The sequence below is a fragment of the Achromobacter sp. GW823-FHT04E03 genome, from assembly GCF_058796095.1.
Genome location: NZ_JBXAIJ010000006.1, coordinates 116,328 through 139,217 on the forward strand (window position 1 = coordinate 116,328; position 22,890 = coordinate 139,217).

General features: G+C 68.7%; 22 protein-coding genes. 4 read left to right on the forward strand and 18 right to left on the reverse strand.

Annotated features, from left to right (window positions below):
* Nucleotides 1-165: 165 nt before the first annotated feature.
* Nucleotides 166-1,377, forward strand: a complete 1,212-nt coding sequence (locus AC1RHV_RS29415) for a GGDEF domain-containing protein (RefSeq protein WP_310535115.1) — start codon at nt 166-168, stop codon at nt 1,375-1,377.
* Here AC1RHV_RS29415 and AC1RHV_RS29420 read toward each other — a convergent pair.
* The 3 genes from AC1RHV_RS29420 to AC1RHV_RS29430 form a co-directional block, all read right to left on the reverse strand.
* Nucleotides 1,367-3,283 carry a S9 family peptidase gene (locus AC1RHV_RS29420; protein WP_492302498.1) on the reverse strand — a complete coding sequence of 639 codons (1,917 nt, stop codon included), beginning with the start codon at nt 3,281-3,283 and terminating at the stop codon, nt 1,367-1,369. The genes AC1RHV_RS29415 and AC1RHV_RS29420 overlap by 11 nt on opposite strands.
* A 123-nt stretch (nt 3,284-3,406) precedes the next feature.
* Nucleotides 3,407-4,372 carry a Bug family tripartite tricarboxylate transporter substrate binding protein gene (locus AC1RHV_RS29425; RefSeq protein WP_492302499.1) on the reverse strand — a complete coding sequence of 322 codons (966 nt, stop codon included), beginning with the start codon at nt 4,370-4,372 and terminating at the stop codon, nt 3,407-3,409.
* Nucleotides 4,373-4,401: 29 nt separating this feature from the next.
* Nucleotides 4,402-6,474 carry a metallophosphoesterase gene (locus AC1RHV_RS29430; protein ID WP_492302501.1) on the reverse strand — a complete coding sequence of 691 codons (2,073 nt, stop codon included), beginning with the start codon at nt 6,472-6,474 and terminating at the stop codon, nt 4,402-4,404.
* A 108-nt stretch (nt 6,475-6,582) separates the two neighbouring features.
* On the opposite strand from AC1RHV_RS29430, the gene AC1RHV_RS29435 reads away from it, so the two are divergent.
* Nucleotides 6,583-7,398 carry an IclR family transcriptional regulator gene (locus AC1RHV_RS29435; RefSeq protein WP_054458195.1) on the forward strand — a complete coding sequence of 272 codons (816 nt, stop codon included), beginning with the start codon at nt 6,583-6,585 and terminating at the stop codon, nt 7,396-7,398.
* Between the two features lie 67 nt (nt 7,399-7,465).
* Nucleotides 7,466-7,918: a BPTD_2524 family lipoprotein gene (locus AC1RHV_RS29440; RefSeq protein ID WP_054458194.1), complete on the forward strand. Its 453-nt coding sequence runs from the start codon at nt 7,466-7,468 to the stop codon at nt 7,916-7,918.
* 36 nt (nt 7,919-7,954) lie between these two features.
* Here the strand turns inward: AC1RHV_RS29440 and AC1RHV_RS29445 are convergent, their stop codons facing one another.
* Nucleotides 7,955-8,377: a PaaI family thioesterase gene (locus AC1RHV_RS29445; RefSeq protein WP_054458193.1), complete on the reverse strand. Its 423-nt coding sequence runs from the start codon at nt 8,375-8,377 to the stop codon at nt 7,955-7,957.
* 102 nt (nt 8,378-8,479) lie between these two features.
* On the opposite strand from AC1RHV_RS29445, the gene dinB reads away from it, so the two are divergent.
* Entirely contained in the window at nt 8,480-9,559 is a 1,080-nt protein-coding gene (gene dinB / locus AC1RHV_RS29450; protein ID WP_492302504.1) for a DNA polymerase IV, read from the forward strand.
* Nucleotides 9,560-9,624: 65 nt separating this feature from the next.
* Here the strand turns inward: dinB and AC1RHV_RS29455 are convergent, their stop codons facing one another.
* The 14 genes from AC1RHV_RS29455 to AC1RHV_RS29520 form a co-directional block, all read right to left on the reverse strand.
* Nucleotides 9,625-10,086, reverse strand: a complete 462-nt coding sequence (locus AC1RHV_RS29455) for a GatB/YqeY domain-containing protein (protein ID WP_054458191.1) — start codon at nt 10,084-10,086, stop codon at nt 9,625-9,627.
* A gap of 133 nt (nt 10,087-10,219) precedes the next feature.
* Nucleotides 10,220-10,660 carry an excinuclease gene (locus tag AC1RHV_RS29460; protein ID WP_119451653.1) on the reverse strand — a complete coding sequence of 147 codons (441 nt, stop codon included), beginning with the start codon at nt 10,658-10,660 and terminating at the stop codon, nt 10,220-10,222.
* Between the two features lie 47 nt (nt 10,661-10,707).
* On the reverse strand, nt 10,708-11,931 hold the full coding sequence (locus AC1RHV_RS29465) for a beta-ketoacyl-ACP synthase (RefSeq protein WP_054458189.1): 1,224 nt from the start codon (nt 11,929-11,931) through the stop codon (nt 10,708-10,710).
* Nucleotides 11,931-12,662 carry a 3-oxoacyl-ACP reductase FabG gene (gene fabG / locus AC1RHV_RS29470; protein WP_119451654.1) on the reverse strand — a complete coding sequence of 244 codons (732 nt, stop codon included), beginning with the start codon at nt 12,660-12,662 and terminating at the stop codon, nt 11,931-11,933. Before fabG ends, AC1RHV_RS29465 begins: the two co-directional genes overlap by 1 nt.
* Nucleotides 12,659-13,114 (reverse strand): hotdog family protein, encoded by a 456-nt coding sequence (locus tag AC1RHV_RS29475; protein WP_054458187.1) that lies wholly within the window; start codon nt 13,112-13,114, stop codon nt 12,659-12,661. Before AC1RHV_RS29475 ends, fabG begins: the two co-directional genes overlap by 4 nt.
* On the reverse strand, nt 13,111-14,310 hold the full coding sequence (locus AC1RHV_RS29480; protein WP_492302508.1) for a beta-ketoacyl-ACP synthase: 1,200 nt from the start codon (nt 14,308-14,310) through the stop codon (nt 13,111-13,113). The genes AC1RHV_RS29475 and AC1RHV_RS29480 overlap by 4 nt, the downstream gene beginning before the upstream one ends.
* Nucleotides 14,307-14,864: a DUF3261 domain-containing protein gene (locus tag AC1RHV_RS29485; RefSeq protein WP_492302510.1), complete on the reverse strand. Its 558-nt coding sequence runs from the start codon at nt 14,862-14,864 to the stop codon at nt 14,307-14,309. Before AC1RHV_RS29485 ends, AC1RHV_RS29480 begins: the two co-directional genes overlap by 4 nt.
* 8 nt (nt 14,865-14,872) lie before the next feature.
* Nucleotides 14,873-16,120, reverse strand: coding sequence for an NAD(P)/FAD-dependent oxidoreductase (locus AC1RHV_RS29490; RefSeq protein ID WP_175162733.1), 1,248 nt, complete (start codon nt 16,118-16,120; stop codon nt 14,873-14,875).
* Nucleotides 16,121-16,135: 15 nt separating this feature from the next.
* A complete protein-coding gene (locus AC1RHV_RS29495; protein WP_054458184.1) occupies nt 16,136-18,496 on the reverse strand; it encodes an MMPL family transporter in 2,361 nt (786 codons plus the stop codon).
* Nucleotides 18,480-19,097 carry an outer membrane lipoprotein carrier protein LolA gene (locus tag AC1RHV_RS29500; RefSeq protein WP_175182315.1) on the reverse strand — a complete coding sequence of 206 codons (618 nt, stop codon included), beginning with the start codon at nt 19,095-19,097 and terminating at the stop codon, nt 18,480-18,482. The genes AC1RHV_RS29495 and AC1RHV_RS29500 overlap by 17 nt, the downstream gene beginning before the upstream one ends.
* Nucleotides 19,094-19,537, reverse strand: a complete 444-nt coding sequence (locus tag AC1RHV_RS29505) for an acyl-CoA thioesterase (RefSeq protein WP_054458182.1) — start codon at nt 19,535-19,537, stop codon at nt 19,094-19,096. The genes AC1RHV_RS29500 and AC1RHV_RS29505 overlap by 4 nt, the downstream gene beginning before the upstream one ends.
* A complete protein-coding gene (locus tag AC1RHV_RS29510; protein WP_175162731.1) occupies nt 19,530-20,453 on the reverse strand; it encodes a lysophospholipid acyltransferase family protein in 924 nt (307 codons plus the stop codon). The genes AC1RHV_RS29505 and AC1RHV_RS29510 overlap by 8 nt, the downstream gene beginning before the upstream one ends.
* Nucleotides 20,450-21,202, reverse strand: coding sequence for a glycosyltransferase family 2 protein (locus AC1RHV_RS29515; RefSeq protein WP_119451660.1), 753 nt, complete (start codon nt 21,200-21,202; stop codon nt 20,450-20,452). The genes AC1RHV_RS29510 and AC1RHV_RS29515 overlap by 4 nt, the downstream gene beginning before the upstream one ends.
* A complete protein-coding gene (locus AC1RHV_RS29520) occupies nt 21,189-22,889 on the reverse strand; it encodes an ApeI family dehydratase (protein ID WP_492302513.1) in 1,701 nt (566 codons plus the stop codon). Before AC1RHV_RS29520 ends, AC1RHV_RS29515 begins: the two co-directional genes overlap by 14 nt.
* Nucleotide 22,890 lies beyond the last annotated feature (1 nt).

A 22,890-nucleotide genomic window follows, 5' to 3' on the forward strand; every position in this document is an offset into this window, starting at 1 on the left:
CGTGCGGCGACGGACGGGCGCCAGGTTGTGCCGGTCTGTCGCTGTACGGGTAACAAAAAGCGTCAGGGGTGGTGGGATGTAACGCCGCCTCATGAGGCATGAACCCAGTGCAACAGCAATGACGAGCGACGGCGAACGCCCGCGGGGCGCAAGCCGGCAAACACCATGACGACTTCTCTTTTCTTTCTGATGTGGGGCCTGGCCACGGCTCTGGCATTGCCGTTGCTGGCGCCATTGCGCGCCCGCGACGTGGGCGGCGTCGCCGCGTTCACGGCGGGCAACGCGCTGGCCGTGCTGTCGCTGCTGGCCTATGCGGCCTCGCCCATCCTGCCGTCCGCCGTCTATGTGATGGCCTCGAACGCCGCCTGGGTCTGCGCGGTCAGCCTGGTCTACGTCGGCGTGCGGCAGTTCTTCGGCCTGCGTCCGCTGGCGCGGCGCACGGCGGCGCTGGGCGCGCTCAGTATCGCTGCGTTCGCGCTGCTGCTGTACGTGGCGGATGACCTGCGGGCGCGCATGCTGCTGTTTTCCGCCTACACCTTCGTGGCCATGATGGCGACGGGCATGGTGTTCTTCCGCCAGCGCAAGCGGCTGCACACGCGCGGCGTGATGCTGTACATGATGCTGGCGAGCTTCGGCCTGGCCGCGCTGCATGCCCTGCGCCTGGCGGTCTACAGCGTGGGCGGACAAGAACCCTCGTCGCTGCTCGAGCCCAGTCCCTGGGGCCTGTTCTTCATTGTCTGCGGGACGGTGACCGTGCCCGGGCTGTTCCTGGCGCTGCTGCTCCTGATCCAGACCAGCCTGTCCGAACAGATGGAAGCTGCGCTGACCTTCGACGGCCTTACAGGCGCCTATTCGCGCCGCAGCATCCTGGACGAGCTGGAGCGCGAGTTGCAGCGCTGCCAGCGCGCCGGCGGCAAGCTGGCGGTGTTGGTGCTGGACATCGACCACTTCAAGTCCATCAACGACCGTTACGGCCATGCCGCGGGCGACGCGGCGCTGCGCCATTTTTCAAAGGTGGTGCAGCGGGCGGTGCGCGCCAGCGACCGCTTCGGCCGGTTGGGCGGCGAGGAATTCGTGCTGCTGATGTACGACTGCGATCCGGCCCGCGCGCTGGTGCAGGCGCAGCGCGTCTGCGACGCCCTGCGCGACACGCCCTTCCACCTGCAAGGGCGCGAAGTACGGATGACCACCAGCGGCGGCCTGGCTTCGTATCAGTCGGGAGACGGCGCGGACGGCATCCTGGCGCGCGCCGACGATGCGCTGTACCGCGCCAAGGAACATGGGCGCGACCGCGTCGAGATGGCCTGGATCGGCCGTCCCGCGGGCCGCGCGCAGGAGCGCGGCCCGGCGGTGGTGGAGGAGGAGGTCAGGGCTTGAGATGTTCCGTCAGGAACTTCTCCATGGCTTCGTAGAACTCGAATTTGTTCTCGTCGTTGTGGAAGCCGTGGCCTTCGTTGTCCTTGACCATGTACTCGACCTCGACGCCGCGGGCGCGCAGCGCCTTGACCATCTGGTTGCTTTCGTCCTTGTTCACGCGCGGATCCTTGGCGCCCTGCGCCACGAACAGCGGCGTCTTGATCCTGTCCGCGTGCAGCGCGGGCGAGGTGGCGGCCAGGCGTTCGCGGTCGCGTTCGGGGTCGCCCACCATGTCCTGCATCTTGTCCAGCATGGGCTTCCAGTATGGCGGAATGGACTTCATGAACGTGAACAGGTTGGACACCCCCACGTAGTCCACCGCGGCGGCATACAGGTCGGGCGTGAACGCCACGCCGGCCAGCGTGGCGTAGCCGCCATAGCTGGCGCCGTAGATGCCGATGCGCTTGGGATCGGCGATGCCTTGCCCGATGAGCCACTGCACGCCATCGGTGATGTCGTCCTGCATCTTCAGGCCCCATTGGCCGAAGCTGGCTTCCCAGAAGGCGCGGCCATAGCCGGTCGATCCGCGGAAGTTCATCTGCAGCACGCAGAAGCCGCGGTTGGCCAGGAACTGGACTTCAGGGTTGTAGCCCCAGCCGTCGCGCGCCCACGGACCGCCGTGAGGATTCACGATGCAAGGCAGGTTCCTGGGATCGCGGCCGGCGGGCAGCGTCAGGTAGCCGTGGACCGTCAGGCCGTCGCGGGTCTGGTAGCTGATGGGCTGCACGCGCGACATGTCCGCCTCGGGAATGGCGGGATTGATGTCGGCCAGCTTGGTCAGCGTATCGGCGGCGGCGTCGTAGATGTAGCGCGAGCCGGGCGTGCGGTCGTTGTAGGCGGCGACGATGAACTTGTCTTCGTCGCGGTTGGATCCCTGGATGGCGAAGTCGTAGCCAGTGAGCTTGGCCGACAGTTTCTTGAAGAGCGTCTCGCTCTGCGCGTCGAAGAACTTGTATTGCGGCTTGTCGGTCTGGTAGGCGGCTACCGTCAGCACGCGGCGCTTGCGCGAGTAGCCGGCGGAATCCAGGTCGACGGTGTCGGGCGTGAAGATTTCTTCCTCGGCCTCGGGCTGGGCGGGGTCGATCACCACCAGCGATAGCTTGTCGCGCCCGCGGTTGGACAGGGCGTAGAACTTCTTGTCGTCGAAGGTGAAGAACGCCGGACTGACGCTGGTGCGGTAGTCGGTGGTGATGAGCGGACGGAATTCGGAAGATTCGTCGTCGCGGTAGAGCAGGGTGGTGTTCAGGCCGTCGCTGGCGACGGCGGCGCGCACCTTGCCGGCGTGGTCGGTCTGCCAGCCGACGATGTTGCCCGGGTTCTGCGCCACCAGCTCCGCGGCGCCCGTGTGGACGTTGACGCGGTAGACGTCGAAGACTTCCGGATTGCGCTGGTTGTGGCTGATGAGGACGTGGTCGGGATCGTCTTCCAGATCGTCCTCGATGCCGGCGCGCACGCCTTCATACGGCGTCAGGTCGGTGATCTTGCCGGTCTTGGCGTTGACGGCCAGCACGTGGAAGTTCTCGTCGCCGCCGAAATCCTTCTGGTAGAGCACCACGTCGGCGCCTTTCCAGAAGAAGTTGCTGATGTCGCGCGCGGTCTCGCTGGTCAGTTGCCGCGGGTCGCCGACAGGCGTGCTGCCTTGCAGCGGCTGCACGTAGATGTTCATGCGGGCGGGATTGCCGTCCACGCTGGTGGGCTGCATGAAGCCCAATGTGCGGCCGTCGTCGGCCAGGCGGAAGAAGCCCCGTTCGGGGTTGCGGAAGAAATCCTTGAGGGGATAGACGCGCGGCGGTTGCGCGGCGCTGGCGCCCAGCGAGACGCCGATGATGCTGGCGGCCAGGACGGTGCGCTTGAGGAATGAGAACAAGGGGGACCTCCGAAGTTGCCGCGGCGGGCGCTTGAGGCCGGCCGCCGGGTGGTCCGCCGATAATGCCATAGCGGCGCGGGCGGTGTCGAACCGCCCGCGGACGCTGCCGGGCCTGCGCCGGCCTTATTGCGGCTCCAGCCCCGTGGCCTTGACGATGGCGCCGTACTTGGCCATTTCGGCGCCGATGAAGGTTTTGAATTCCTGGGGCGGCTTGTAGGAAATGGCCAGCCCCTGGCCCTGCAGTTTTTCCTTCACGTCGGCGGCCTGCAGCGCCTGGGCCGTGTCCTTGGAAATGCGTTCCACCAGGGCCGGCGGCATGCCGGCGGGGCCGAACAGGCCGAACCAGTTGGAAATGTCGAAGTCGTCCAGGCCGGCCTCCTTGGCCGTCGGGGTCGAAGGCAGGATGTCCTGACGCTGGGGACCGGCGATGAACAGCGGGTGCAGCTTGCCGGCGCCGATCTGGCCGATGATGGCTGGCGCCGTGGCGAAGAAGATATCGATCTGGCCGCCCACCAGATCGGCCACGGCCAGCGCCGTGCCGCGGTAGGGCACGTGGGTCAGGTTCATGCCGGAGCGCACCCGCAGCAGTTCGCCGGCCAGATGCTGCTGGCCGCCCATGCCCGGCGAACCGTACACCAGCGGAGCCTTTGCGCCTTGTTGCTTGAGATCGGCGTAGGTGGTGGCGGGCAGCTTGGGACCGCTGACCAGCACCAGCGGCGCATCCGCCACCAGGGCGATGGGCTGCAGGTCCTTCAACGGGTCGTAGCGCATCTGCTTGTAGACCAGCTTGTTGATGGAGACCTCGGGCGTGTAGGCCAGCAGCAGGGTGTAGCCGTCGGGTGTGGCGCGCGCGACCTGTTCGGCGCCTATCATGCCGCTGGCGCCGGACTTGTTCTCCACGATGACTTGTTGGCCCCAACTGGTGCTGAGCTTTGCCGCGAGGATGCGGGCGATCACGTCGGTGGCGCCGCCGGGCGTGTAGGCAACGATCAGGCGCACCGGCTTGTCGGGATAGGGCTGCGCCTGCGCATACATGGGAAGGCAGGCGGCGGCCAGCAGTCCCGCGAGTTTGATTGCGTATCGAAACATGGGGTGGCTCCTGTGCGGGGAATGAGGGTTCAACTGCGCTGGATCAACAGCACGGCCTGGCCGGGCAGATGCAGGCGCGCGTACTCGGCCCAATCGTCCCCGGTCTGCAGCGCGCGCTGGGCCGTCAGGTCGACGACGCGCTTGAACGCGCCGGCCTCGATCTGACGCTTGAAGGCCGGTCCGGGGCCGTAGGCCAGTTCATAGGTCTGCTCGCCGCAGCGGTAGCGGCACAGACGCAGACCGGCTTCGCCGTCGATGCGTTCGACCGATCCGGCGCCCGCGGCCTGGCCTGCAAAGACCGCGTTCAGCGCGGCCAGCGCCAGTCCGGCGGGGCGCGGATCGTAGCGGCGGTCGATCAGGCCGTTGCGCGGAAAGTAGCCGCGATCCACGTCCATGAAGGTGTCGAAGGAATAGCTCACCGCGTCCGTGGTCCGGGCCGCCAGGAAGGCTTCGGCCACCAGCGCGGCGATGGCGGTGTCGTCGGTGTTGGCCGCCGCCAGGCGGTCGGCCAGCTTGACGCCCACGTTCACCGTCGCGCCCCAGTCGCGCGCCTGCGCGGCCAGTTGCTGGTGCGTGGCGATCAGGTCGGCGCCCCAGTCCAGGCGCACGGTGAAACCGTCCAGGTTCTTCTGCGCGAAGTGCGGCAGCAGCGCGGATTGCGCCGCTTCGAGCTCGGACGCGCGCAGGCCGGTGTTGACGAAATGGCTGTAGTGCTTGCCGTCGAAGTGGGCATCGTCCGCGCCCGTGCGGATCTTGCAATAGACAAGGCGGGCGTCGGTGTGCGCGCGCAGGCGCTGCAAGGCTGCGCCCGCCTCTTCCAGCGCCTGGGCGTTCAGGTTGATCTCGATGGCGGCGATGGCCACGCCATGCTCGCGCGCCTGTTGCAGCAGCCTGGCGTCCGGCAGCCCCAGCGAGGTCAGCACGAAGCGGTGGCCGACGTCGGACATGAGGCGCGCACGGCGCAAGGTCTTGTCGTCGCGCAGGTCCTGCACGGGAATCTTGAGCGTGCGCAGCCCCATTTCCCACATGGACATCAGCGGGTAGTCGTTGCGCGCCAGCTTGCGGCCGAACTCCTGTACGCCGCCGGTGCAGGGGATTTCGACGATCTCGGCCCAGGGATGCCGCATCTCGACCGCGATGCCGTCGCAGGCGGCGGTCTTGGTATGGACGGTAGGCAGGGTGCGCGCCGCCGCCCGGCCCGGTTCGGCCTCGCCGCGCATGGCGCCGTGCGTGCGGATCAGCTTGGCGACATGCCCCTGCTCATGCACGTCGACGATGAAATAGCCGAATTTTTCCACGTCGCCGCGGCCGAATTCGTCCGCCGGCGGCACCCGGTAGAACTCGGAAAAGTCATGCCGCAGGAAGGCGGTCGACGGCAGCATGTAGACCTCCGCGACGCCGATGACGTCGTACCAGAAATTGTGGACGTGGCCGGCGAACACGCCTTCGACGCGCGGATCGGCCAGGCGCGACAGCAGCCAGCCGCGGCCGGGCTCGTCGATGTTGTCGTAGGACCCGCGTTCGTTGGCGTCATGCAGATAGGGCGGGTAATGCAGCGACACGAAGACGCGGCCGCTGGCGCCTGCCAATTGCTCGTCGATCCAGGCGCGCTGCGCGTCATCCGCCGCCAGTCCGGAGTTGAACAGCAGCGCGTTCAGGAACAGGAAGCGCACGCCGCCATGGTCCACCGCGTAATAGTCCGGCCCGAACACCTGGCGGTACTTGTCCAGGTAGTCGTCGCAGACGATGTCGGCGGGCATCCAGTCGATGCGCTTGTCGCCGACGTCGTGGTTGCCGGGCACCAGGTGCAGCGGCATGTCGATCTGGCCGGCGATGGCCTTGAAGCGGTCGGCCGCCACCTCGAACGAAGGCATGCTGGGCACCGGGTGGACGATGTCTCCCAGGTGGATGGTGAAGGCGGGCGCGGGGTCCAGGTTGGCGATGTCGGCGAAGACGTGCCGCGCCCGGGCATTGGCGCGGGCATTGGTGGCGAAGGGCGACGCGCAGGTGTCTTCGGATTCATTGACGTGGGTGTCGGCCACCACGGCAAAGCTGAACAGGCGGGCGCCCAGCGGCTGGCGGGAAAAGCGGGAATTCGTCATCAACTACCCTTTCAATTTCAATAAATGGAATTAAAGTGTTTATAGTGAACGGAATGTTTGTATTTCGGCAGGCGATATACTGTCAATGCTCCGAATCCCTAGGCCGCCATGCACTCGAAAACGCCGCTCAACTACGAACTCGAATCCCGCGCCTCGCTGGAAGCGCACCCGCGCTTTGCCTCCACGCTTTCCAACGGGCTCGACGTGCTCAAGTGCTTTTCGGCGGCCGAGCCGCAGCTGGGCAACAAGGAAATCGCCGAAATGCTCGGCCTGACGCGCCCGACGGTGTCCAGGCTGACGTTCACGCTGGTGGGGCTGGGCTATCTGCGGCGCGACGAACGCACCGGCAAATATTCGCTGGGTCCGGCGGTGCTGACGCTGGGCTATCCCTTGCTGGTGCACCTGACGCTGCGGCAGCTGGCGGCGCACGACATGATCGAACTGGCGCGCTATGCCAAGGGGCCGGTGTCCATGGCCATCCGCGACCGCCTGCAGGTGGTCTACGTGGAAACGGTGCACGACGGCGCGTCCAATGCCTCGCGCCCGGACATCGGGTCGGCCCGCCCCTTGCTGCGCACCGCCACCGGGCGCGCGCTGCTGTATGCGCAGACGCCGGACGAGCGTGAGCTCATCTGCGCCCGGCTGGCCGAGGAGTTCCCGGAGGACTGGGAACGCTTCGGCCCATCGCTGCAACCCGCGTTCGATGCCATCGCCGAGCACGGCTTCTGCGTGGTCAGCAAGGACTGGCGGGCCGAGCTGTGCGGCATCGCCACGCCGATGCGCTATCGCTCCAATGACTTGCCGCTGGCCTTCAACGTGACGATCCCGGCTGACAACCTGGACGAAAAGCACGTGTACGAGACCCTGGGGCCGCGCCTGCGGACCCTGGTGAAGAACCTGGAGTACCGCATCGGGATCATGTGAACGCGGCTGCGCTTATCGCGCGCAGCCGATATGCGGGATAATCGCGGGCACTGATCTGGAGATACACATGTACTGGAAACTGGTCGCGGCTTCGGCGCTGGCCCTGGGCCTGGCGGGCTGCTCGATGGGCATTTCGCCCGGCACGTCGCCGCACAGCGAATTCAAGGCCCCGGTGGCCTTCAAGGACGCCTACGACGCGGCGATCCGGCAGGCCAATGCGTGCCTGCGCAGCACCGACAACGCCTATCGCGTGGTGGACACCATGAACGAAAGCGCGCAGTCCGGCGTGGTGCAGGTGCTGGCGCCCTATAGCGACAATGAGATGACGCGGGTCGAATTGAAGGCGGCCGGCCCCAAGACCACCGATGTGCGCATCGCGGTGTGGGGCAAGGGCACCTGGGACGCGGCCGCCATGCGCGCGATGCAGGACGCCGTCTATTACAGCCTGGTGTCGTGCAGCAGCTATATGCCGCTGGATCCGCGCCCGCCGGTCAAGCCTTCGCGCGACCTGCCCAACTGATGCGCGGGCGCTGGCGGCTTGCCGCCGCCGGCGCGCTCAGTCCCCGCCCGGGCGGCGGCGGATGATCTTGAAGGTGGCGGTGGCGCGCGCCACCAGCTCGCCGTCGGCGCGCCGGACCTCGCCTTCGCAGAAGGCGATCGACGCCCCTTTGCGCAGGCAGCGCGCCTCGATCACCAGGTCGCCCGTGCCGGGCGACAGGAACGAGGTGTTCATGTCGATGGTGGCCATGCCTTCCGTGCCGTCGGCCGAGCCGCGGGCGGCGGCGCTGAGCGTGAAGTCCAGCACGCTCATCAGCGTGCCTCCATGCACGTCGCCGCGGCTGTTGGTCAGGTCGGCGCGCCAGGGCAGCGAGGTGCGGGCATAGGCCGGCGCGATGCTCTCGGGCACCAGGCCGATGAAATGCATGAAGGGGATGGTCAGGCCGAAGTAGTCGGTTTGAGGCGTGGAGGCTGCAGTCATGGACCGTTGCGGGCAGGAATGGAAAGTCGGTTGTCGGCGGTCATAATATATGTTTTGCCACGGGGTTTCAGGCGATGAACGGCTCATGGGGGCATCACCACCATGATTGAATTACGGAAGATCGTGCACGTGGACATGGACGCGTTCTATGCCTCCGTGGAACAGCGCGACAACCCCGAACTGCGCGGCAAGCCCGTGGTCGTGGCCTGGACCGGACCGCGCTCGGTGGTGTGCGCCGCGTCCTACGAGGCGCGGCGGTTCGGCATCCATTCGGCCATGTCCGCCGCCCGCGCGGAGCGCCTGTGTCCCCATGCGATCTACGTGCCGCCGGATTTCAACCGCTACCGCGAGGTCTCGCGCCAGGTCAGGCAGATCTTTGCCCGCCATACCGACATGATCGAACCCTTGTCGCTGGACGAGGCCTACCTCGACGTTACCGTCAACAAGCTGGGTCTGTCCTCGGCCACCGAGGTCGCGCAAGTCATCCGGCAGCAGATCCGCGAGGAAACCGGGCTGACGGCCTCGGCGGGAGTCGCGCCCAATAAATTCCTGGCCAAGATCGCGTCCGACTGGAACAAGCCGGACGGCCTGTTCGTGGTCCGGCCCGCCAAGGTGCTGGCCTTTCTGGAGCCCTTGCCGGTGCGCAAAGTGCCGGGCGTGGGCAAGGTGACGCAGGCGCGCCTGGAGCAACTGGGCATCCATACCGTGGGAGACCTGGCCACGCACAGCGCCCAGGAGCTGGAGCATTACTTCGGCCGCTATGGCCGGCGCCTGTACGAATTGGCGCGCGGCATCGACGAGCGCGAGGTGCAGACGGATCAGCCTTTGCAGCAGGTATCGTCGGAGACGACGTTCTCGCAGGATATCCGCCTGGACGCGGTGGGCGAGGCCATCGACCGCATGGCGGAACGGGTGTGGGACCAGGCGTTGAAGAAGGGCGCCCTGGGCCGTACCGTGGTGCTCAAGTTGAAGACGGACCGTTTCCGCATCCTGACGCGCAGCCAGACCAGCCTGAACCCGCCCGGATCGGCGGTGGAGCTGGCCGCCGTCGCCAGGCTGCTGTGCGAGCGCGTGGACTTGCCGCCGGAAACGCTGTACCGGCTGGCGGGGGTGGGGATGAGCAATTTCGCCGACCCGCAGGAGCAGTCGCGCCAGCCCGATCTGTTCGGGGGCGCGTTCTGAGCCGAGCGGGGCGGCTGGCTACCGTGTCTGGCTGGAAGCCGAACGGCAGCCAGGCATGTGCGGACTCAGGCCAGGCGGGCCTTCACTTGCTGTGACAGCGCCGTCATGTCGGCGCGGCCGGCCAGGGCCTGCTTCAGCAGCGCCATGACCTTGCCCATGGCGGGCGCGCCGGTCACGCCCTGCGCGGCCACTTCCGCCAGCGCGGCGTCGATGGCGGCCGAGACTTCCTCGGGCGTGGCGGCTTGCGGCAGGAATTCCTGCAGCACCAGCAGTTCGGCCTTTTCCTGTTCGGCGGTTTCGGTGCGGCCGGCCTGTTCGAACGCGGCGATGGACTCGCGGCGCTGTTTGACCTGCTTTTCGATGATGGCCGTGATCTCGGCGTCGTTCAGGTCGCGGCGTTCGTCCACTTCCTTCTGCTTGACGGCAGCCAGCAGGAAGCGCAGCGTGGTCAGGCGTTCGGCGGCCTTGGCGCGCATCGCGTCCTTGACGGCATCGGAGAGGCGGGTCTTGAGCGTAGCAGTGCTCATGGGTAAACCTTTGTGGTGTTGCGACAAACAAGCAGTTTAAACCGGCGGCCGGCGTTTCCCGGCAGCGGGCGATTTCCGGCGGCGGGCGATTTCCCGCGGCGGGCGTGTTCCCGCGGCCGCCGGTTCCCCTTACTTACTTTACCTTGGCCAGGTCGCCACGCAGGGCGACGCCGGCCACCATCGCGCCGGCATGGCATTCATAGTCGGTCTTGCTGCTGTATTCGTTCTTGCGGTAGTAGCTGATGATATTGGTCACCGCGTTCGCACCGGCCTTCTTGGCCGCTTCGTGAAGGGCGATGATGGCGGATTGGGCCACCCACAGGCAGGCGTCCTCGTCCTTCTTGGCGAAGGCGTTGGTCTTGCGGTTGGTGACGACGCCGGATTCCAGCACCGTGCCCTTGGGGCCGGTGCCGGCAAGGTAGAACTTGACGCTGCCGTCGATCTTGCCGGCGGCCTGGGCGGCTTCGACTGCGGCCTGCATGGGCAGATGGACGGTACGATCCGCCGCCAGGGCTTGCGCCGAGCATGCCAGCGACAAAAGCAGGGCGGCGGACAGCTTGTAAGAAACGTTCATGACAGGCATTCCATTCTTGAGAGGGAAAAACGCGGATATTGCGAACTTCAGCGCCAGCGGCGGAAGATCAACGAGGTGTTGATGCCGCCAAAGGCGAAGTTGTTGTTCATGACATATTCGTTGCTCATGTTGCGGCCCTCGGTCAGGTAGTCGAGTTCGCCGCAGCGCGGGTCGACGTTGCGCAGATTGAGCGTGGGCGCATACCAGTCGCGGTTGAGCATTTCAATGCTGAACCACGACTCCAGCACGCCGCAGGCGCCCAGGGTGTGGCCCAGGTAGCTCTTTTGCGAGCTGATGGGCATGCGGCTGCCGAACAGGCCGTGCGTGGCCTGCGTTTCGGCGATGTCGCCCTGTTCCGTGGCGGTGCCGTGGCCGTTGACGTAGCCGATGGCTTGCGGCGGCAGGCCCGCGTCGGCCAGCGCCATTTCCATGGCGATGCGCATGGTGCCGGCCTCGGGGCGGGTGATGTGCGTGCCGTCCGAATTGCTGCCGAAGCCGACGATTTCCGCGTGGATGCGCGCGCCGCGCGCCAGTGCGTGGTCCAGCGATTCCAGCACCAGCATGCCGCCGCCTTCGCCGATCACCAGGCCGTCGCGGTCGCGGTCGTAGGGGCGGGGCGTGAGTTCGGGCGTGTCGTTTTTCTGGCTGGTCGCGTAGAGCGCGTCGAACACCAGGGCTTCGCTGGCGCAGAGCTCTTCCGCGCCGCCCGCCAGCATCAGCTCCTGGCGGCCGTAGCGGATGGCTTCGTAGGCGTAGCCTATGCCCTGGCTGCCCGAGGTGCAGGCGCTGGAGGTCGGGATGATGCGGCCCTTCAGCTCGAAGAAGATGCCGACGTTGGCCGCGGTGGTGTGGGGCATCATGCGGACGTAGGAATTGGCGTTGAGATCATCCGTGACGCCGTTGAGCAGCATGTTGCCGAAGGCGCGGATTTCCGCCGTGCTGCCCACCGAGGAGCCGCAGGCCACGCCCATGCGCCCGTCGGCGATGCATGGGTCGCCCAGCAGCGCCGCGTCGTCCAGCGCCAGTTCCGCGGCGCGCACCGCCAGCTGGGAAACCCGTCCCATGCTGCGCAACTGCTTGCGGGTCCAGTGCGCGGGCGTCTGGAAGCCTTCGATGGGGCCGGCCAGGCGGGTGTTCAGTTCGGCGTAGCGCGACCAGTCGGGCATGACGCGGATCGCGCTGCGCCCCGCCTGGAACGCCTGCTGCACGCTGGACCAGTCGTTGCCGAGCGCGCTGATGCCGCCCATGCCGGTGATGACGACGCGTTTCATCAGCACAGCCCTCCGTTGACGGCGATGACCTGGCGCGTGATGTAGGCGGCGCCGGGAGACATCAGGAATACGACGGCGGCGGCCACTTCCTCGGGCCGCCCCATGCGTTGCGCGGGCACGGCCTTCAGGATTTCCTCGACTGGCACGTGTTCGTCGATCATGTCGGTGTCGATCAGGCCCGGCGCCACGCAGTTGACGGTGATCTGGCGCTTGGCCAGTTCCACGGCCAGAGCTTTCGCGGCGCCGATGAGGCCGGCCTTGGAGGCGCTGTAGTTCACCTGGCCGCGGTTGCCGATCAGGCCGGACACGGACGCCATGCAGACCACGCGGCCAGGCGCGCGGCGGCGGATCATGGGCATGGCGAGCGGACTGAGCACGTTGTAGAAGCCGTCGAGATTGGTGCGCAGCACCTGGTCCCAATCGTCGCCTGTCAAAGCGGGAAACGCGCCGTCGCGGGTCAGGCCGGCGTTGAGGACCACGCCGTAATAGGCGCCGTGCGCGTCGATGTCGGCCTGCAGGGCGGCGGCGCATTGCTGGCGGTCCGCCACATCGAATTGCAGCACGCGCGCCTGGCGTCCGCGCGCCTGGACTTCGGCCTGCACGGCTTGCGCCTGGTCGAGCCGCTGGCGGCAGTGCAGCACCAGGTCGTGGCCGGCGTCGGCCAGGGCCAGCGCGATGGCGCGGCCGATGCCGCGGCTCGAGCCGGTTACGAGTATGGGGGCGGTGCTCATTCGGGTGATTCTTCCTGGATAAAAGCGGCGGGGTCCTTGGGCTGATAGACGTTCAGCCTGGCCTCGGCCAGCAGGCGCGCGTCGTCGCGCAGTTCGCATTCGAAGACGCTCATGCCGCTGGCGTCGATCAGCCCGCGGCGCGCATGTATGGTCAGGCGGGCGCCGGCGGGCAGCGCGTCGGCGTGGCTTTCGTAGCGCCGGGTGCCGAGCAGAAAGCCCAGTTTGACGGGTTCGCCTGCCTGGCGCGCCTGGCAGCCGGCCCAGGCGCCCACGGCCTGCGCCATCAGCTCCATGCCCAGCCATGGCGGCAATGAGCCGTCGGGCAGCGAGTAGGGGCCGGGCCTGACCACGGCGCGCGCGGTCAGGCTGTCGGCGTCGTGGCTGCAGACCTCGTCGATCAGGATCATGTCGCCGGCATGCGGCAGCAGGCTGGATACCGGCCAGGTCGTCATGCTTGGGCTCCCAGGATCAGGCTGGCGTTGTTGCCGCCGAAGGCGAAGGAATTGCTCATGGCCAGGCGCGGCCGGCCTTGCGCGTAGCGGTGCTGCGCGGTGCTGAAATCCAGCGCCGGCAGGGCTGGATCGGGCTGCCCGTCCCAGACGTGGGGCATCAGCCGTCCTTCGGCATTGCCGGCCGACAGCGTGGCCCAGGCCAGCGCCGCTTCCAGCGCGCCCGCCGCGCCCAGCGCGTGGCCGGTAAGCGCCTTGGTCGAGGCACAGGGCACGCCCTGCGGAAAGACGGCGTGCATGGCCTGGCTTTCCATGGCGTCGTTGTGGAGGGTGCCGGTGCCGTGCAGATTGACCCAGCCTATGCTGGCCGCGTCCACGCCGGCGGATTGCAGCGCGGCCTGCATGGCTGCCCGCGCGCCGGCGCCGCTGGGTTCGGGCGCGGACATGTGCCAGGCGTCGGAGCTGGCGCCGCCGCCCAGCAGCGCCACGGAGCGCTCCCCTGCGGGCTCGCGTTCCATCAGGAACAGCACGCCGGCTTCGCCGATGTTGATGCCGCGGCGGTTGGCAGAGAAGGGCAGGCACAGCGTGTCGTCGATGGCTTCCAGCGTGGCGAAGCCGTTGATGGTCAGGCGGCACAGGGTGTCCGCGCCGCCGCAGACCACGGCGTCGCACAGGCCCGAGGCGAGCAGGCGGCGCGCGGACAGCAGGGCGCGGGCGCTGGAGGTGCAGGCCGTGGACAGCGTGTAGGCGGGGCCGGTGGCGCCCAGCCAGTCCGCGAAAAAGGCGGCGGGGGACGACAGCGCCTGGCGGCGGTAGTCGTAGCCGTCCGGCCATGCGCCCAGCGCCGCCAGTTGGCGGAAGGCCGGCGCGTTGTCGTTGACGCCGGAAGTGCTGGTGCCCAGCACGACGGCGACGCGGCTGGCGCCATGGCGGGCCACGGCGGCGCGCAGTTGCGGTTCGATCTGCAAAGCGGCGGCCAGCAGCAATTGGTTGTTGCGGCTGTGGTGATGGGCGGGCAGCGTGTCGGGGATGGGCGGCAGCGCGTCCGCATGGCCGCCCAGCGTCAGCGTGCGGCCATGGACCCAATCCGGCTGCGGGCGCATGCCCGAGGTGTCGCCGGCGAAGGCGGCGCGGGCTACCGCGTCGATGCCGGCGCCCAGCGCGCACACCACGCCGGGCGTACCCAACCAGGTGTTCATGGCTGCTCCTTCAAGGGCGAGATCCGCCAGGTGACCTGGTCGGCAGTGGTGATGATGAACGTGCCGGTCTGCGCGGCCTGCGGCCAGCGCACGCTCCAGCGCGAACCGCCGCGGTCCAGCAGTTCGCGTTGCGCTGCGCCATCGTCCTCGCGGCTGGCGCGCCAGTTGCCCGCGCCGTAGGCCGCATCCAGTTCCGTTTCGGGCGTCCACGCAAACATCAGGGCGGCGAACAGATCGCGCGCCCCGGCATTGGGCCGCAGGAAGCCGTCGTTGCGCCATTGGCCGCGTTCCAGCATCTGGCGCGCCTGCGGCACGCCCATGGGATCGAACAGGGACCAGCGCAAGGCGGCGCCTTCGCGCTGCACCACCAGCAGCGCGTCCAGCGGCGGCTGGCCGGCGACGGCCTGCACCACATGCAGCTGCCGCGGCAGCGTGAAGTCCGCGTTGCGCGCCGGCAATGGCGGCGCGCCCGCGCAGCCCGCCAACAGGGCAAGCGCCAGCAGCGCGCCCAGGGTGCGCGCGGCGGACAGGAAGGAGGAGCGGGTAGCGGCCATGGTCGGAATCAGGCGGGCAGCGGCTGCGCTTCGGCGCCGCGGCAAAGTTCGCTCAGCATGCGCAGGCGGCGCTGCGGGTTGGCGACGAAGGGGTTGTTCCGGTCCCAGGCGTAGCCCGCCAGGATGGAGCTGATCATGCGCCGGATCTCGGGCTGCGCGTTCTCGTAGAAGACCACATCCTGGAATTCCCCGCTGTACCAGCCCTGGACATAGGCGCGGAAGGTCTCCACGCCCACCATCAGCGGATCGGCGAATTCGGCCTGCCAGTCGACCTGCGCACCGGTCAGTTGGCGGTGCAGCGCGTCGGCCGCCAGCTTGGACGAGCGCAGGGCGATGGTGACGCCCGAGGAAAACACGGGGTCCAGGAATTCCGCCGCGTTGCCCAGCAGCGCGTAGCCGGGGCCGTGCAGCTGCGTCACGCTGGCCGAATAGCCGCCGATGGTATTGGCGGGCGTGTCCCAGACGGCGTTCTTCAGGACGCGCCTGAGATTGGGCGCGGCGTCGGCCATCTCGCGCAGCGTGGCCATCAGGTCCTGGCCGGGGCCGCCGAAGAGGTTTTCGCCGCCCACGACGCCGAACGAGCAGCGGCCGTTGGAGAAGGGGATCAGCCAGTACCAGATGCCGCGTTCTTCCGGGTGCACGCTGATCAGGATCTTCTCGCGGTCGAAGCCGGGGTCGTCGATGCGGTCCTCGATATGGGTGAAGATGGCCTTGCGCGGCGGCATCGACGACGGGCGCTCCAGGTCCAGCAGGCGCGCCAGCACGCGGCCGTAGCCGCTGGCATCGAGCACGAACCGGCTCTGCACCTGGTAGGACGCGCCATCGGCGCCGCGCACATCCAGCAAGGGGGCGTCGCCGTCGAAATCGGCCGCCGTCACTTCCTGCAGGTAGCGCACTTCCACGCCCTGGCGGGCGGCATCGTCCGCCAGCACTTTGTCGAAGTGCGCGCGCTGCACCTGGAACGTGGTGCCGGGGCCGGGGCTGAACTTGTCGCGGAAATCGAAGTGGGTATAGCGCTCGCCGCAGGCAAACGCCGCGCCGTTCTTCACCTGGAAGCCGGCGGCCTGCACCGCCGGCAGCATGCCCGCTTCTTCCACGAATTCCAGGCAATGGGCGAGCAGGCTTTCACCGATGGAAAAACGCGGAAACTGCTGGCGTTCCAGCATCAGGACGTCATGTCCTTGGCGCTTCAACAGGGCGGCGGCAACCGCGCCTGCCGGCCCCGCTCCTATGACTACGACTTCGCGATGTTCCATGCCGGGTATTTCCTTTTAGTTATTGAAAGCAGGATGCGGCGCGGCGGCGCGCGGCGGATTGATCCATGGCGCCCACAGCAGCGAGAAGGCCACGCCCAGCGCGACCGCCAGCCCGAAGTTGGCGATGGCGGGCGTCTGGCTGACGGCGAGCAGGCCGAAGGACAGCAGCGTGGTGGCGGCGCCCAGCAGGATGCCGACCAGGCTGGCGGCCGCGCCCGCGACCCGCTCGTACATGAAGATGGCGTAATCCACGCCGATGGCCGACACCAGCAGCAAACCGAACAGGCTGAACAGGGTGAGCGGCTGGCCCAGATAGCCCAGCGCGGCCAGGCTGCATGCGGTGGCCGCGAGCGGCACGGCCAGGATGCGCCAGGCGGCGGCGCGGCCCAGAGTCAGCAGCAGCAACAGCGCCGCGACCCCATAGGACAGCAGCTTGAGCTCGGCGGCTTCGATGCGCGTGGCCGCGAACATGCGATTCAGTTCGCCGCTGCGGTCCACCAGCGTGACGTCCGGGGCAACCCGGGCGATGGCCTCGAGCGCGGACGCGTCGCGCAGGCCCAGCAAGGTCACCATGCCTGCGGCCTGCCCTTCACGCACGCCCAGCCACAGCGGCCGCCAGCGTTCGGCCAGCGGGCCTTGCAGCGCGTCTTCGATGGCCTGCGGCGGCAGCGCGGCCATGGATTGCAGTTCCAGGCGCAAGGCGGCGTAGGGGATGCCGATGTCGGTAAGCGGCTTCCAGGCGTCGGGCTGCCCGGCCAGGCTGGCCAGCGTCGCGCCCAGCGCCTTCTGGTCGGCGGCCGGCGAGACCAGCTGGCTCAAGGCGTTGTAGGCGGCGAGATCGCCGCGCGCGACCAGCGCATCCAGCGCCTGCGACACCCGCGCCTGCCTGCGCAGCAGCTCGTCGGCGTCGGGCGCGCGCACCAGGAAGAACTGGCTGGTCGGCATGAAGCCGGTGATTTCGCCGATCTGCCGGGCCTGCTGCAGCAAGGGCGCGGGCAGGCTCAGCCATTGCCGCAGATCGTCCTGGATGCTCAGCCGGCTGATGCCGCCGGCAGTGGCGGCGATAAGGGCCAGGGCGCCCAGCCACAGCGCGGCGCGGCGTCCGGCCAGGCGCTGACGCGCGTGCAGCGCGGCCTCGGCAAAACGCAGCAGCGGCTGCCAGGGGCGGGGCCGCCAGCCGTCCATCCAGGCCGGCAACTGGCACACGGTGCAGGCGTAGGCGCCCAGCAGGCCGGCGGCCGAGAACACCGCGGTCTGCGTCAGCGCGGGGAACGGGGTGAACGCCAGCGCGACGTAGCCGACCAGGCTGGCTGCCAGGCTGATGGTCAGCCCGGGCAGGACGCGCCGCAGCGCGGGCCAGGCCTGCCAGTCGGCCATGCCATAGCTCTTGCCGAGCCAATGCATGGGGAAATCCACCGCTACGCCGATCAGGCTCGCGCCGATCACCAGGGTCAGGACGTGGATGGAGCCGAACACTGCCACGCAGGCCACCGCGCCGGTCAGCAGCCCGACGGCGACCGGCACGAAAGCCAGCAGCGCGCGCACGCGCCGCAGCGCCAGCAGCAGGACCAGCACGATGCCGATGGTGGCGCCGGTACCGATCCAGCTGCTTTCGGCAACCGCTTGCGCCCGGCCCGCGGCGGCGTACAGGGGGCCGCCGGCCACCAGCAGCTCGGCGCCGGCCGCGCCGAGCGCCGCGCGGTCCTGTTCGAGCTGCGCGGCGATTTGTTGGGGCGCGGCCGCGTCGAACGCATCGCCGCGGGTTTCTGCGCGCACCAGCATCCAGCGTCTGCCGGCGTGTTCGGCCTGCAGGGTGCCCGTGCCCATGTCGTACTGCACCGCGCCGCCTGGGCGCAGCGCCTGTTCGGCACGGCGCGTCAGGCCCAGCCAGTCCTGGTCCGCCGGCACCAGGCCCGAAGATGAAAATGGATCGGACAGCTCGCGTGCGCGGCGCTGGGCGTAGGCCGCGGGATCGGTCTCGAGCTGATGCCGGTCGGCCGCCGGCAGCATGGCCAGCCGGCCCGCCAGCAGTTGCGCGCGCAGCGCGGGCACGTCGATTTGCAGTTCCACCTGCACGGAAGAAAACAGGCCGCTGTCGGTCCAGCGCTGCGCAAGCAGGCGCGCGGGGGCCGCGGCATCCGCGCCGGCGTTTGCGCTTTGAGTCGCGACCAGCGCGATGAGCTGGCGCGACAGGGGCTCCTGGATGCGGGCCTCGGCCAATTGGCGCGTGGCGTCGGCGCCGGCCTGGGGCACCAGCTCCATCAGGTTGGCCGACACCGGCCAGCCGTGGCGGCTTTGCCAGGCGCCGGCGCAGAGAATCAGCAGCAGCCCCAGCTTGAACAGCCGCGGCAGCCAGCGCTCAATCGGCGAACGCACGTTGCTCCTCGGCGGTCAGGGCCTGGGCGGCCTGCGCATCCGTCATTTGCAGCACGCTGCGGTCGCCCTGCGTCTCGCGCAGTTCGATGCGGTCCACCAGCTTGCCGCCGTTGATCTGGATGTTGTCGAAGATCTGGCGCAGCAGGACCGAGCGCGGCGTCAGCAGCAGCTGCCAGGCATCGGCGTCGCCAGTGAGCGCCAGGTCGAAGTTTTCGCGCAGCCCGGCGGTGTCGCCTGCCAGCACGGACAGGAACAGCCGGTTCTCGCGGCCGGCGCCGGAATGCTGCGGCAGAGCCTGCCATTTGCCGGCTTCGTCGCGCCGGGAGATGCCGCGGGCGTCGATGCGCAGGTCCTGCGCGATCGGCGTGCGCAGCAGCCACAGCAGGCCCTTGCCCGCCGCCAGCGTGAAATCGCCGCGGCTGGTCAGCGGCTGCGGCAGCGAGCGCAGGAACTTCTGTTGCACGAAATGGCCGCGCACCACCGGCGTGGCGTTCAGCTGCGTTTGCAGGTCGGCCAGGTCGAAGGCGCGGGCGGCCAGCGGCAGCAGGGCCAAGGCCAGCAGGGCGCACAGGCGGCGTATGAAAACCAGGCGGCGCGTCATGCGGGCGTCTCCATCGATTGCAGCTTGCGTTGCACGGCATCGACCAGCGCGGCGGGCGAGGTCAGCTGCATCTCGCGGGTCTGGATGCAGACCGCCACCTGTTCGGACGTGGCCCGCGTCAGGCGCTGGCCGCTGGCGGCGTCCAGGATCAGGTAGTTGATCTTCAGCCGGTGCTCCCATTCCACCAGTTCGGCGCGCACCTTCAGGCGCTGGCCGAATTGTGCGGGCTGCGCGTAGCGCAGATGCAGGTCGATCACCGGCCAGGCGTAGCCGCTGGCGCGCATGGCGTCGTAGTTGTGTCCCAGCAGGTCCAGCAGTTCGCAGCGGGCCTGTTCCAGATACTTGACGTAGTGTCCGTGCCAGACGACGTTTAGCGGATCCACGTCGAAGAAGGGCACACGGATTTCGACTTCAGCGCCAATGGCGCCCCGTTTACGCATCGTCTTTCCAGAAAGGGTAGAAGTTGAACCATTGCAGCGGCGCCAGGCGGCAGTGTGCGGCCAGACGGTCGGCGTAGCGCTGGGCCAGCTCGGCGATCCGGGCCTGGCGCGTGGCGCGCGTCCATTCGATGCCGTCCGACAGGCGTTCCATCGCGACGCGGTAGCGTGCGCCGTGGCGCGTGCAGAACAGCAGGTTGACCGGGCAGCGCAACAGGCCCGCCAGCAGCCAGGGCCCTTGCGGGAACAGCGCGCTGGCGCCCAGAAAGTCCACCGGCGTGCAACGGTCGCCCTGCAGCGGCACGCGGTCGCCGGCGATGGCGAGCCATTCGCCGCGGTCCAGGCGCTGCGCCAGGTCCAGCATGGCCGGAGCATCCAGTTCGCTGACCTGGATCATGCGCAGCCCGCCGCCGGCCTCGTGCAGCAGCCGGCTGAAGTGAACCGCGTGCTTGTCGTGGACCAGCACATTGAGTTTCAAGGTGCCGCTTTGCTCCGCCAGCGCGCGGCAGACCTCGATATTGCCCAGGTGCGAGCCCACCAGGATCTGGCCGCGGTTGCTGCCCATTTGCGCGTGCAGGCCGTCAGGGTCGGAGATGTCCAGATGGGCCATCGTGATCTTGCCCTGCCAGACGTCCAGCTTGTCCAGGATGGCGTTGGCGAACGCGAGGTACTGGCGGTAGACCGGCATGCGGCGCGGCAGCGGCTCGGCCAGCGTGCCGGATTGCGCCAGACGGCGCTGGTAGGCCGCGATCGAACGCCGGGCGCGGGCGCCGCTGACATAGAAATACAGCACGACCAGCCAGACCACGGGCGCGACCAAACGGCGGCCCAGGGTGCGCGCGGCCCAGGCGGTCAGGCGCATCAGCAGGGCGCTGCCGCGCTCGGGCTGATCGGCCCAATGCTGATCTGTGGCGCTCATGGACGCTGACCTCCGGCAAGCCGGCGCCACAGCAGCGCCGGCGAGCGCGCCAGCATGCCGAAGAAGAGGCGCGCGTGCATGCGGCTGATCAGCAGGTTGTCGCGCAGGCCCTGGAAGTGGGAAATGCCGCCTTCCGGGTAGGCCACGCGCGTCGGCAGCCAGACCATCGCGACGCCGCGCCAGTGCAGGCGCACCAGGACGGCGATGTCGAAATCCATGCGCCGGCCCACGCGCGCGCCGTCGATCACGGGCAGCGCCGCGGCCAGCGGGTAGACGCGGAAACCGCACATGGCGTCGGGGATGTCGAGCGAAAGCGTATTGATCCAGACCCACACGCGCGTCAGCCAGCGGCCATAGAGACGGCTGCGTGGCACGTCGTCGCCATACAGCGGCGCGCCGCAGACGAGGGCTTCGGGGCGAGCACGGGAGGCCGCGGCGAAGGCCGCCGCGTCCGTCAGGGCGTGCTGACCGTCGGCGTCGACCTGCAAGGCATGGGTATAGCCCAGCGCCGCCGCCGCGCGCAGCCCGTCCTGCACCGCCGCGCCTTTGCCGCCGTTGACCGCGCGCCGCAGCAGATGCGTATGCGGTTGGGCGGCCAGCGCATCCAGCGCGGCGGCGCAAGACGGTTCGGAGCCGTCATCCACCAGCACGCAGGGCAAGCCTTGCGCCACAAGCTGCGCGTGCACCGCGGCGACCGTGGCGCCGTGGTTGTACACGGGAATGAGCGCGCAGAGCTTATGCGGGGCCATGGCCGCCTGCCTGCAGAATGCGGCCGGAAGAGCAGGGCGCGCCGTTGACCGTGTAGGCGAAATACAGCTTCTGCTTCGAGGCGTCCCATTTGAGCGCCAGCATGGCGGTATCGCCCGGACGCAGCAGGCGCTGGAATTTCAGGGCTTCCATGCCGGCGAAACGCAGCTCGGGATGGAGGTCGCGTTGTGCCAGCGACATGGCCCAGCCGATCTGGACAACCCCGGGCACAACGGGAGCAGTGGGGAAGTGGCCGCTGAAATGCGCCAGGTCGCAGGGGATTTCCAGCCGGTAGCGACGTTCGTGATCCGCCAGGCGCGGCAGTTCCAGCGCCTCGGGCGCTAGCGGTCGGGGGCCCGCGGCCGCTTCGAACACGCTGCGCGGCAGCTTGCCCTGGGCGTTGGCAGGCAGTTGCGCGAAGAAGCGCCAGGTGCGCGGAATGGCCAGCGATTCGAAGCCTGGGGCCAGATGCGCGCGCAGCGCATCCACTAGCGCCTTGCGGCCCTGGTTGCGCAAGGCATGCAGGCCGCCGGCCGACAGGGCGACCAGCGCGGCAAGGCGCGAGGTCCCGGCCAGACCTCCCAGGCGCGCTTCGGCGACGTAGGAATGGCGCGCCAGCGCCTGTTCCAGCATGGGCAGGGAAATGCGCTTTTCCTCGATCTTCACGATGCGGTCGAGGCGGCCGAGCAGCCGGAAACCGTCATGCGCAAGCTCCGCGCCGTCGGCGGTCTGCGCCTCGGCCGGGTTGACCCATGGCGATTGCACGCGCAGCGCGCCTTCGGCGTTCAGGTCGACGGCCACGCCGGGCAGCGGCTGCCAGGGACTGTCGCCTTCGCGCCAGGCGACGGCGCCGGTTTCGGAGCTGCCGTAGATCTCGCTGGGGCGCAGTCCCAGGTGCTGTGCGATATGGTCGGATGCGTCGGCGGGCAATTCGCCGCCGGACGAGTGGATGCGGGTCAGGCGGCCGCGCAGCTGGTCCCAATCCAGCCGCTGTCCCAGGCGGCGCAGCAGCGCTGGGCTGGCGATCCAGGTGCAGGCCGGATGGCGCAGGCTGGCCTGCTGCAGTTCTTCCGGATAAAGGCGCTGCGGCCGGTCCAGCTGGCGCCCGGCGCACAGCGGCCACAGCACCCTGAAGGGCAGGCCGTACATGTGTTGCGCCGATACGCTGCCCAGCACGGGGCCGCGCGCATCCGGCCATTGCTGCTGCAGCGCGCGGACTTCGTCCATCAGTTGCCGCCAGTGCTTGGCGATATGTTTGGGCGTGCCGCTGGATCCCGAAGTGCACAGCACCAGCGTCAGCGCAGGGTCCAGTTCGGCGGGCGCGAGCGGTGCGTGGCCTTGCAGCTCGGCCAGCCGGCACAGCCGCTCGGCCGGCAGCGGCAGATCAGTGTCGCTCAGCCAGGCGTCCACCATGGCGTCGAGCGTGGCGCAGGTCTGCGCCTGGGCGTCGCCCGGCAGCACCGCGACCACGCCGGCGCGCCAGCATGCGAACAACGCGACGGCCATGCGGGCGGCGTCCTCGAACCAGATCGCGACGCGTTGCAGCTGCCTGGCTTGCAAGGCGCCCGCGGCCTGCAGGCTGGCGCGAGCAAACGCCTCGCGCGTCAGTGGCGGCTCGTCGGCGACCAGCGCATCGGCCAAGTCAGGCGGGGCGGGCAGCAGCAGCTGCGCGAGATCGGTCCAGGCCATG

Bases quoted from the DNA above. Each gene is read 5' to 3' on its own strand.
- AC1RHV_RS29415 (WP_310535115.1), top strand. From the start codon at position 166: ATGACGACTTCTCTTTTCTTTCTGATGTGGGGCCTGGCCACGGCTCTG.
- AC1RHV_RS29425 (WP_492302499.1), bottom strand. From the start codon at position 4,372: ATGTTTCGATACGCAATCAAACTCGCGGGACTGCTGGCCGCCGCCTGC.
- AC1RHV_RS29430 (WP_492302501.1), bottom strand. From the start codon at position 6,474: ATGACGAATTCCCGCTTTTCCCGCCAGCCGCTGGGCGCCCGCCTGTTC.
- AC1RHV_RS29435 (WP_054458195.1), top strand. From the start codon at position 6,583: ATGCACTCGAAAACGCCGCTCAACTACGAACTCGAATCCCGCGCCTCG.
- AC1RHV_RS29440 (WP_054458194.1), top strand. From the start codon at position 7,466: ATGTACTGGAAACTGGTCGCGGCTTCGGCGCTGGCCCTGGGCCTGGCG.
- AC1RHV_RS29445 (WP_054458193.1), bottom strand. From the start codon at position 8,377: ATGACTGCAGCCTCCACGCCTCAAACCGACTACTTCGGCCTGACCATC.
- dinB (WP_492302504.1), top strand. From the start codon at position 8,480: ATGATTGAATTACGGAAGATCGTGCACGTGGACATGGACGCGTTCTAT.
- AC1RHV_RS29455 (WP_054458191.1), bottom strand. From the start codon at position 10,086: ATGAGCACTGCTACGCTCAAGACCCGCCTCTCCGATGCCGTCAAGGAC.
- AC1RHV_RS29460 (WP_119451653.1), bottom strand. From the start codon at position 10,660: ATGAACGTTTCTTACAAGCTGTCCGCCGCCCTGCTTTTGTCGCTGGCA.
- AC1RHV_RS29465 (WP_054458189.1), bottom strand. From the start codon at position 11,931: ATGAAACGCGTCGTCATCACCGGCATGGGCGGCATCAGCGCGCTCGGC.
- fabG (WP_119451654.1), bottom strand. From the start codon at position 12,662: ATGAGCACCGCCCCCATACTCGTAACCGGCTCGAGCCGCGGCATCGGC.
- AC1RHV_RS29475 (WP_054458187.1), bottom strand. From the start codon at position 13,114: ATGACGACCTGGCCGGTATCCAGCCTGCTGCCGCATGCCGGCGACATG.
- AC1RHV_RS29480 (WP_492302508.1), bottom strand. From the start codon at position 14,310: ATGAACACCTGGTTGGGTACGCCCGGCGTGGTGTGCGCGCTGGGCGCC.
- AC1RHV_RS29485 (WP_492302510.1), bottom strand. From the start codon at position 14,864: ATGGCCGCTACCCGCTCCTCCTTCCTGTCCGCCGCGCGCACCCTGGGC.
- AC1RHV_RS29490 (WP_175162733.1), bottom strand. From the start codon at position 16,120: ATGGAACATCGCGAAGTCGTAGTCATAGGAGCGGGGCCGGCAGGCGCG.
- AC1RHV_RS29500 (WP_175182315.1), bottom strand. From the start codon at position 19,097: ATGACGCGCCGCCTGGTTTTCATACGCCGCCTGTGCGCCCTGCTGGCC.
- AC1RHV_RS29505 (WP_054458182.1), bottom strand. From the start codon at position 19,537: ATGCGTAAACGGGGCGCCATTGGCGCTGAAGTCGAAATCCGTGTGCCC.
- AC1RHV_RS29510 (WP_175162731.1), bottom strand. From the start codon at position 20,453: ATGAGCGCCACAGATCAGCATTGGGCCGATCAGCCCGAGCGCGGCAGC.
- AC1RHV_RS29515 (WP_119451660.1), bottom strand. From the start codon at position 21,202: ATGGCCCCGCATAAGCTCTGCGCGCTCATTCCCGTGTACAACCACGGC.
- AC1RHV_RS29520 (WP_492302513.1), bottom strand. From the start codon at position 22,889: ATGGCCTGGACCGATCTCGCGCAGCTGCTGCTGCCCGCCCCGCCTGAC.